Below are 9130 nucleotides of genomic sequence, written 5' to 3'. Positions count from 1 at the left end.
AGCCAGGCCTGCAGACCAGCGGCACCGCCTCCGACTACGGGCGGGCGATCGAGGAGATGGTGGTCTACCTGCGCACCGGCATCGACGGGCTGTTCACCGACAACCCGGACACCGGCGTCGAGGCCCGCCGCCAGTTCCTCACCAAGCGCTGACGCCGCCCGACAACACCGATCGGGCCAACACGAACGGGCCGGGAGCACCAGCTCCCGGCCCATTCGTCGTGTCGTGCGCGCCTCAGGCGGCGACGACCGGCTGGTACGGCTCGACCGGAATGGTCTCGTTCTGCGGCTTGGTGAACTCCAGCCCCTTGGCCTTGAAGACCTCGTGGACCTTGTCGAGGATCCGCGGGGCGATGTCACGACGCCAGTGGCCACCGGCGAACACGCCGTAGTGACCGGCGTGCGCCTGCTCGTAGAACGAGACGTCGCTGGAGCCGGTGAACCGGTCCAGGAAGTCGCGCGTCTGGCCGGGCGCCGAGATGTCGTCCATCGCACCCTCGATGCCGATGATCGGGCACGTGATCGCCTCGGGGTTCACCGGGCGGCCGTTGTACGTCATCGTGCCTTTGGCGAGCTCCTTGTTGATGAACACGCGCTTGACCGTGTCGGCGTAGAACTCGGCGGTCAGGTCGGCCACCGCGAAGTACTCCCGGTAGAACCGCTCGATGCGCACGACGTCGGGGTGCGTGTCGTCCGCGACGTAGTGGTTGTACAGCTCGCGGTGCGAGGAGAAGTGGTTCTTCGGGTTCATCGCGATGAACGACATGAGCTGCACGTACCCGGGGTAGACCTTGCGGCCGTTGGGCGCCTCCGTGATGAAGGTGCGCAGGTAGCTCGGCAGGTGCATCTTGTCGGCCAGCTTGGTGACCTCCGTCGGTGCCGCGCCCGGGTCGAGCGGACCCGCCATGACCGTCAGGGTCGCCGGCTGCTTCTCCGGATTCTCTTCGGCGATGCGCGAGATCGCCATGACCGACGGCACCGTCGACTGGCAGATCGCGAGCACGTTGACCTCGGGCCCGAGCAACTCGGTGAACTCCCGCACGTAGTCGGCGTACGTGTCGAGGTCGAACTGCCCCGCCTCCGTCGGCACGTCGCGGGCGTTGAGCCAGTCGGTGATGTAGACGTCGCCCTCTTGCATCAACCGCTCCACCGTCGGTCGCAGCAGCGTGGCGTAGTGCCCCGACTGGGGTGCCACGAGCAGGAACTTCGGGTCGTTGCGGTCGGTGTCACGCTGGAAGTGCAACAGGTTGCCGAACGGCTTGCTGGCTGCGATCTCCTCGCGCACCGGAACCTTGTGTCCCTCGATCTCGGTGAACTGGAGGCCGAACTCGGGCTTGTCGTAGTCGCGCGAGAGCGACTCGACGAGTTGCACGTTGGCACCGGTGACCTTCTCGACGTAGGCCTGGTACCGCTGCAGGAACTTCGGCTCACCGTACATCTTGCCGAGATCCCGATAGACGTGGAGCACATCGCGCTGGAGTGCCACCGTCAGGGCCATCAGCTTCAGTGCGTGAGAGCCCAACCGGTGGAAATGCTCCAGCCACGGGTTGTATGGGCCGTCGTAGTCGCCAGTCGTTGCGGCTTCCGACCCTTGAGTCTTACCTAATTGGAGCATTGCCACATCGTACGCCCGCAGTTGCTTGCGCAACCGGCGGATGCTCGAAGAAGTGTGCGGTGAGTGAGGTACCAGACAGCCCGGATCCGAGGTCGGGCAACCGGATTCGCAGGGCGGCGGGCCTCCCGCACCCGGGCGCGAACCGCACCCACACACACGCCGGCCACGGCTCGATCGCCCCTGGTCACGGGGCGGGCGAGCCGCGGCCGAACGTGCGTCAGGCGTCGCCGCCCTCGTTGCCGGAGGCCCCGGAGGTCGGGTCGTCGATGCGGTACTGCGCGGCGGCCTTCGCGGCCAGCGCGGGGTCGATGTCGCCGCGTTCGCCGAGCGCCAGGAGGGTGGCGACCGCCATCGAGGGACCGTCGATGCGGAAGAACCGACGGGCCGCCGGCCGGGTGTCGGAGAAGCCGAAGCCGTCGGCGCCCAGCGCGTGGTAGTCGCCGGGAACCCAGGGCGCGATCTGGTCCTGCACCTGCTTCATGTAGTCGCTGGTGGCGATGACCGGGCCGGGCACATCCATGAGTTTTTCGGTGACGTACGGGATGCGGCGCGGCTGGTCGGGCGCGAGCAGGTGCTCGTCGTCGGCCGACATCGCGTCGCGGCGCAGCTGCGTCCACGACGTCACCGACCACACATCGGCGACGACGCCCCAGTCGTCGCGCAGCAGCTGCTGAGCCTCCAGCGCCCAGGGCACCCCGACCCCGGAAGCGAGCAGCTGGGCCCGCGGCGACTCGTCGAGGTCCTGACCCTGCGGCGGCTCCCCGGTCTTCAGCAGGTACATACCCTTGTGGATGCCCTCGGTGTCGATGCCCTCGGGCTGGGCGGGCTGCACGGCCGGCTCGTTGTAGACCGTCAGGTAGAAGATCTCGTCGTGCGGGTCCTTCCCGTACATGCGCTCGAGACCGTGCTTGACGATGTGCGCGATCTCGTAGGCGTAGGCCGGGTCGTAGCTGATCACCGCCGGGTTCGTCGCGGCCAGCAGCGGGGAGTGCCCGTCCATGTGCTGCAGGCCCTCGCCGGCCAGCGTCGTCTTGCCAGCTGTCGCGCCGATGAGGAAGCCGCGGCTCATCTGGTCGGCGGCGGCCCACAGACCGTCTCCGGTGCGCTGGAAACCGAACATCGAGTAGAAGACGTAGATCGGCAGCATGGGCTCGCCGTGCGTGGAGTACGAGGAGCCGGCGGCGGTGAAGGCCGCGACCGAGCCCGCCTCGTTGATGCCCAGGTGCAGCATCTGCCCCTGTTCGGACTCCCGGTAGGCGAGCATGAGCTCGGCGTCGACCGAGGTGTAGTTCTGCCCGTGCGGGTTGTAGATCTTGCTCGTCGGGAAGAAGCTGTCCATGCCGAACGTGCGGGCCTCGTCGGGGATGATCGGCACGACCCGCTTGCCGAACTCCTTGTCGCGCATGAGCTCCTTGAGCAGCCGCACGAACGCCATCGTCGTGGCCACCTGCTGCTTGCCCGAGCCCTTGAGCATGCCCGCGTAGGCCTCGTCGCCGGGCAGGTGGATCTTGTCGGTCGGCACCCGGCGCTCGGGCACGTGCCCGCCGAGCTTGGCGCGCCGCTCCATCGCGTACTGCACCCGCTCGTCGTCCATGCCGGGGTGGTAGTACGGCGGCAGGTACGGGTCCTTCTCCAGCACCTCGTCGCTGATCGGGATGTGCAGGGTGTCGCGCAGCGCCTTGAGGTCCTCGATCGCCAGCTTCTTCATCTGGTGGGTCGCGTTGCGGCCGGCGAAGCTGCGGCCGAGCGTGTAGCCCTTGATCGTCTTGGCGAGGATGACCGTCGGCTGGCCGACGTGACGCACCGCCCGGTCGTAGGCTGCGTACACCTTGCGGTAGTCGTGGCCGCCGCGCTTGAGCCGCCACCAGATGTCCTCGTCGCTCCAGCTGGAGACGAGCTTGCGGGTGCGCGGGTCGCGCCCGAAGAAGTTCTCCCGGATATAGGCGCCGTCGTTGGCGCGGAACGTCTGGTAGTCGCCGTCGGGCGTCGAGCTCATGAGGTGCGCCAGCGCACCCTGGTTGTCGGCGGCGAGCAGGTCGTCCCAGCCGCGGCCCCAGATGACCTTGATGACGTTCCAGCCGGCGCCGCGGAAGAACGCCTCCAGCTCCTGGATGATCTTGCCGTTGCCGCGCACCGGGCCGTCGAGGCGCTGCAGGTTGCAGTTGACGACGAACGTGAGGTTGTCGAGCTCCTCGAAGGCCGCCAGCTGCAGGGCGCCGCGGGATTCGACCTCGTCCATCTCACCGTCTCCGAGGAAGGCCCAGACGTGCTGGTCGGAGGTGTCCTTGATGCCGCGGTTGTGCAGGTAGCGGTTGAACTGCGCCTGGTAGATCGCGTTGATCGGCCCCAGCCCCATGGAGACGGTGGGGAACTGCCAGAACTCCTGCATGAGCCGCGGGTGCGGGTAGGAGGGCAGCGCGTGCGGTAACCCGTCGACGACGTGGCTCTTCTCCTGCCGGAACCCGTCGAGGCGGTCCTCGGTGAGGCGACCCTCGAGGTAGGCGCGGGCGTACATGCCGGGGGCGGCGTGGCCCTGGAAGAACACCTGGTCACCGCCGCCGGGGTGGTCCTGGCCGCGGAAGAAGTGGTTCATCCCGACCTCGTACAGCGTGGCGGCCGAGGCGTACGTCGAGATGTGGCCGCCGACACCGACTCCGGGGCGCTGGGCGCGGTGCACGAGGATCGCCGCGTTCCAGCGCACGAGCCGGCGGAACGCGTGCTCCATCTGCTCGTCGCCGGGGAACCACGGTTCCTGCTCGAGCGGGATCGTGTTGACGTAGGCGGTCGTGCGCAGCGACGGCACCCCGACCTGCCGCACGCGGGCCTGCTCCAACAGCCGCAGCATGAGATAGCGGGCCCGCTGCGTGCCGGATTCCTCGATGACCGCCTCCATCGAGCCGAGCCATTCTTCGGTCTCCTCCGGATCGATGTCCGGCAGGTTGCTGGGCAGTCCGTTGATGATCGGGGCGGTGTCCTCGCGGCGCACGACGGGAGTCCTTTCTTCCGGTTCGTGCCGGCTCACCCGGTAGGGGGCCGTCGGTAGGGCAATCCTGACACCTACGCCTGCGTGATGCCCTTCGGCGGCCCCTGGGATCCCGCGGAGAACGCCGGGTCGAGCCCGACCACCCGGCCCGCGTCGCTGTAGATGGTCAGCCGGTCGCCGCGCACGAAAGAGGCGAGCGTCAGGCCGCTCTCGCGGGCCAGCTCGACGGCCAGCGACGTCGTGGCCGACACCGACACCATCGCCGGGATGCCGGCGAGCACCGCCTTCTGCGCCAGCTCGTAGCCCGCCCGGCCGCTGACGACGAGCACGCACCCGCGCAGCGGCAGCAGCTCCTGGCGCAGGGCCCAGCCGATGACCTTGTCGACGGCGTTGTGCCGGCCGACGTCCTCGCGCACGCACAGCGGTTCGCCGGTCGCGTCGACGATGCCCGCCGCGTGCAGGCCACCGGTGCGGGCGAAACCCGGCTGCCGCTCCCGGAGCCGGTGCGGCAGGCCCGAGAGCAGCGCCGGGTCGAACGTCGTGCGGTCGTCGCGCAGGTCGTAGCGGGAGCGCCGGCGGGTGTCGGCGATGCTCTGCGCGCCGCACATGCCGCACGCGCTCGTCGTCGTGCTCGCGCGCGGCGTGATGTCGAAGACGACGCCCGGGGCGGGGGTCACGTCGACGACGTTGAACGTCGGGCGCCCGTCCTCGTCGGTGTCGTTGCAGTGCATGAGGGTTCGCACGTCGGCGGCGGCGGCGATGTGGCCCTCGGCGTGCAGCCAGCCCAGGGCCAGGTCGAAGTCGTCGCCGGGGGTGCGCATGGTGACCGTCACCGCCGCGTCGTCGACGCGGATCTCCAGCGGCTCCTCGACGGCCAGGGTGTCGGCGCGCCCGTCGACGATCGGGCCGTGTTCACCGAGGGTGACGCGACGCGCGGGCGCGCGGCGGGTGATGCGTCCCATCGGCTGCCTCCTACCCCAGCGACCCCGCTCCGACGCCTCGCCGAGGCCGGGCGAGATGGCGCGGAACGGGCGAACAGGAGGCGCCATGCTTGCACAAACACGATCGAACCGCTGGACTAGGGCTTGATTGCGTCCCATCGGGACGAGTTCCATTCGGTTTTTCCGGTGAGCACCGGTACAGCACAGGAGGTACGAACGCGTGGTCGGATCCCCGCCTACGTCGGCGGTGACCAAACTCGGTTTCGCCGCGGGCCAGGTCATTCTCGAGCTCGGCTATGACGACGACGTCGACGACGACCTGCGGATGCAGATCGAGGAGACGGTCGAAGGCGACCTCGAGGACGAAGATTACGGCGACGTCGTCGACGGCGTGCTGCTGTGGTGGCGCGAGGAGGACGGCGACCTCACCGACGCCCTCGTCGACGCCCTGACCACCCTGGAGGACCAGGGCTTCATCGTCCTGCTCACCCCGAAGGTCGGTCGCCCCGGGGAGGTCGACCCCAGCGACGTCGCGGAGGCCGCCGGCACCGCCGGCCTGAACGCCAGCGCGAGCGTCAACCTCACGCCGCAGTGGTCCGGCACCCGCCTCGTCGCACCGAAGACCGGTGCCCGGCGCTGACGGAACCGCGCCCAGCGGGCAGACTGGCCTCATGGCTGACACCCGCATCGGGGTGGGCGACGTCGCCCCCGACTTCTCGCTGAGCGACCAGTACGGCGCGACCGTCTCCCTGCGTGAGTTGCGCTCCGACAGTGGCGTACTCATCGTGTTCTACCCGTTCGCGTTCTCCGGGATCTGTACCGGGGAGTTGACGGAGATCCGCGACGATCTCGGCGCGTTCCAGAACGAACACAGCGCGGTCGTCGCGCTCTCGTGCGACCCGGTGTTCGCCCTGCGGGCCTGGGCCGACCAGGAGGGCTACTTCTTCCCGCTGCTGTCGGACTTCTGGCCGCACGGGCAGGTGGCCTCGCAGTACGGGGTGTTCGAGGAGAACGCCGGGTTCGCGCGGCGCGGCACGTTCTTCGTCGACACCGACGGCGTGGTGCGCTGGGCGCTCGTCAACGACCCCGGCAGCCGCCGCGACTTCTCCGGCTTCCACGAGGCGTTGGCGTCGATCACCGCCCGCGGCTGACACAATGTCGGGCGTCGAGGGCCTGTAGCTCAGGTGGTAGAGCACCGCGTTTACACCGCGGGTGTCGTCGGTTCGAACCCGGCCGGGCCCACTCTCGCCCCCACTCGGCGCACGCCCGCGCCCGCGATCAGCTGACCGACTCCAGGAGGCATGCGTTGACCATCCGGCAGGTGCACGCCCGTGACCTCACCGGGAGCAGGACGGGGGTCGCGGCATGAGCGAGCCGGAGGTTCTGCTGCGTGACGTCGTGGCGCAGCTGGAGGAGCTGTTCCCGCCGGCGCTGGCGCAGTCGTGGGACCAGGTCGGGCTCGTCGCAGGCGACCCCGACCAGCCCGTGCGGCGCGTGCACTTCGCCGTCGACCCGACGCTGGCCGTCGTGCAGGAGGCGGTCGACGCGGGGGCCGACCTGCTCGTCACCCACCACCCGCTGCTGCTGCGCGGCATCCACTCGGTGGCCACCACGCACGCCAAGGGCGCGACGGTCACGGCGCTCGTCGTCGCCGACCTGGCCCTGTACGTCGCGCACACCAACGCCGACAGCGCCGCGGTCGGGGTGAACTCCGCGCTCGCGGCGGCCTGCGGGCTCGACTCGACGCGGCCGCTCGCCGAGCCCGACGGCATCCCGATGGGCCTGGTGGGTGAGCTGCCGGAGTCGGTCTCGCTGCGTGACTTCGCCCGTCGCCTCGCCTCGCGGCTGCCCGCCGCGCCCGGTGGCCTGCGGGTCAGCGGGCCGCCGTCGGCACCGGTGACCCGCGTGGCCCTGCTCGGGGGCGCGGGCGACTCGCTGTTCGACGAGGTGCGCGCGGCGGGCGCCGACGTCTACGTCACCGCCGACCTGCGCCACCACCCGGCCTCGGAGGCCCGGGAGGAGGCCCGCGGCGGGCCGCCCTACCTCATCGACGCCGGTCACTGGGCCAGCGAGTCGCTGTGGTTGCGGCGCGCGGCCGACGACCTGCGGGCCGGTCTCGCGGCCCGGTTCGCCGGCGTTAGCGTGGACACCGACGTCAGCGACCTGTGCACCGATCCGTGGACGTTCGTCGTCGGGGCCCTCGACATCGACGACATCGAGGGCTCTGCCGACGCCGTCGACATCACGGCGCCATCCGAAGGAGACATGTGAAGGCCGACCCCAGCAGGCAGTGGCGGCTGCTCGACCTCGCCGCGATCGACACCCGGGTGGCGCAGCTGGCGCACCGGCGCGCGAACCTGCCGCAGGCGCGGGAGCACGACGAGATCGCGGCCCGATTCTCGGCGCTCGACGACGAGCTCGTGCGGGCGATGACCGCCCGCGACGACGTGCAGCGCGAGGTGAACCGCTCGGAGGCGGCGGTGCAGCAGGTGCGCGACCGCGCCGCCCGCAACCAGTCGCGGCTCGACGCCGGGCAGGGCAGCGCCAAGGAGTTGCAGGCGATGCAGCACGAGCTGGGCTCGCTGGCCCGTCGCCAGGCCGAGTTGGAGGACGAGCAGCTCGAGGTCATGGAGCGCGCCGAGGGGCTCGACGCCGACGTCGCCCGCCTCGAGGGTGAGCACGAGACGATGCGCGGGCAGGTCGAGCAGGCCGTCGCCGCGCGGGATGCCGCGCTGGCGGAGATCGCCACCGAGGAGGACGACCTGGGCCGGCGGCGCGCCAACGTGGCCGGCGGGGTCGGGGAAGACCTGCTGGCCCTGTACGAGAAGATCCGCGCCCAGACGGGCATTGGCGCCGCCGAGCTCGTGCAGCGCCGCTGCGGCGGCTGCCGCCTGGAGATCATGGGCGCCGACCTGCGCCGCATCGCCCAGGCGCCGGACGACGAGGTCGTCCGCTGCGAGGAATGCCGCCGGATCCTCGTGCGCACCGCCGAGTCCGGTCTGTGACCGCCCGCCGCCTGCTCGTCGAAGCCGACGGCGGCTCCCGCGGCAACCCCGGGGTCGCCGGCTTCGGCGCACTCGTGCGCGACGCCGCCTCCGGGGAGGTGCTCGCCGAGCGCGCGGAGCCCCTCGGCAAGGCCAGCAACAACGTGGCCGAATACACCGGACTCGTCGTCGGGCTCACCGAGGCCGAGATGATCGACGACCGCGCCGCGATCGAGGTGCGGATGGATTCCAAGCTCGTCGTCGAGCAGATGAGCGGGCGCTGGAAGATCAAGCACGAGGACATGAAGCGCCTCGCCGCGCAGGCCCGCGAGATCTCCAAGCGCATCGAGAAGGCCGGCGGCGTCGTCGTCTACCGCTGGATTCCCCGCGAGCGCAACAAGGCCGCCGACAAGCTGAGCAACGACGGCATGGACGGCACGAGCGTCACCCGGCGGCCGTGGCAGCGCTCCGCCGGCGCGGGGGAGGGGGGCGACGAGCCCGGTTCGCCCGATGGACCCGCTGAGCCTGACGGGCCCGCTGAGCCTGACGGGCCCGCCGAGGCAGCTGAGCCCGCTCTGCCCGAGGCGCCCGCTCAGCCGGCGCAGCCC

General features: G+C 70.5%; 8 protein-coding genes and 1 tRNA gene. 6 read left to right on the top strand and 3 right to left on the bottom strand.

Annotated features, from left to right (window positions below; translation table 11 throughout):
- Positions 1–234: 234 nt before the first annotated feature.
- The 3 genes from phaZ to fdhD form a co-directional block, all read right to left on the bottom strand.
- Entirely contained in the window at positions 235–1497 is a 1263-nt protein-coding gene (gene phaZ / locus PINTE_RS07775) for a polyhydroxyalkanoate depolymerase (protein WP_068428297.1), read from the bottom strand.
- A gap of 334 nt (positions 1498–1831) precedes the next feature.
- The gene (gene aceE, locus PINTE_RS07770) at positions 1832–4600 is read right to left on the bottom strand and encodes a pyruvate dehydrogenase (acetyl-transferring), homodimeric type (RefSeq protein WP_068428293.1); all 2769 of its coding nucleotides are present in this window, start codon (positions 4598–4600) and stop codon (positions 1832–1834) included.
- Between the two features lie 71 nt (positions 4601–4671).
- Positions 4672–5559 (bottom strand): formate dehydrogenase accessory sulfurtransferase FdhD, encoded by an 888-nt coding sequence (gene fdhD, locus PINTE_RS07765; protein ID WP_068428290.1) that lies wholly within the window; start codon positions 5557–5559, stop codon positions 4672–4674.
- 199 nt (positions 5560–5758) lie between these two features.
- Here fdhD and PINTE_RS07760 point away from each other — a divergent pair, with 199 nt between their 5' ends.
- From PINTE_RS07760 to PINTE_RS07735, 6 genes are all read left to right on the top strand, one after another.
- The gene (locus PINTE_RS07760; RefSeq protein WP_068428287.1) at positions 5759–6178 is read left to right on the top strand and encodes a DUF3052 domain-containing protein; all 420 of its coding nucleotides are present in this window, start codon (positions 5759–5761) and stop codon (positions 6176–6178) included.
- A gap of 31 nt (positions 6179–6209) precedes the next feature.
- Positions 6210–6689 carry a peroxiredoxin gene (locus tag PINTE_RS07755; RefSeq protein ID WP_068428284.1) on the top strand — a complete coding sequence of 160 codons (480 nt, stop codon included), beginning with the start codon at positions 6210–6212 and terminating at the stop codon, positions 6687–6689.
- Positions 6690–6707: 18 nt separating this feature from the next.
- Positions 6708–6780: transfer RNA gene (locus PINTE_RS07750), tRNA-Val, on the top strand.
- A gap of 123 nt (positions 6781–6903) precedes the next feature.
- Entirely contained in the window at positions 6904–7809 is a 906-nt protein-coding gene (locus PINTE_RS07745; protein ID WP_068428282.1) for a Nif3-like dinuclear metal center hexameric protein, read from the top strand.
- The gene (locus tag PINTE_RS07740) at positions 7806–8543 is read left to right on the top strand and encodes a zinc ribbon domain-containing protein (protein ID WP_068428274.1); all 738 of its coding nucleotides are present in this window, start codon (positions 7806–7808) and stop codon (positions 8541–8543) included. The genes PINTE_RS07745 and PINTE_RS07740 overlap by 4 nt, the downstream gene beginning before the upstream one ends.
- Positions 8540–9130 (top strand): reverse transcriptase-like protein (locus tag PINTE_RS07735; RefSeq protein ID WP_157087125.1); only part of this gene is annotated, 591 nt, incomplete at its 3' end. The genes PINTE_RS07740 and PINTE_RS07735, both read left to right, overlap by 4 nt.

The sequence above is a fragment of the Piscicoccus intestinalis NBRC 104926 genome, assembly GCF_001515525.1.
GTDB lineage: Bacteria > Actinomycetota > Actinomycetes > Actinomycetales > Dermatophilaceae > Kineosphaera > Kineosphaera intestinalis.
This window is presented reverse-complemented; position numbering and strand designations above follow the sequence as displayed.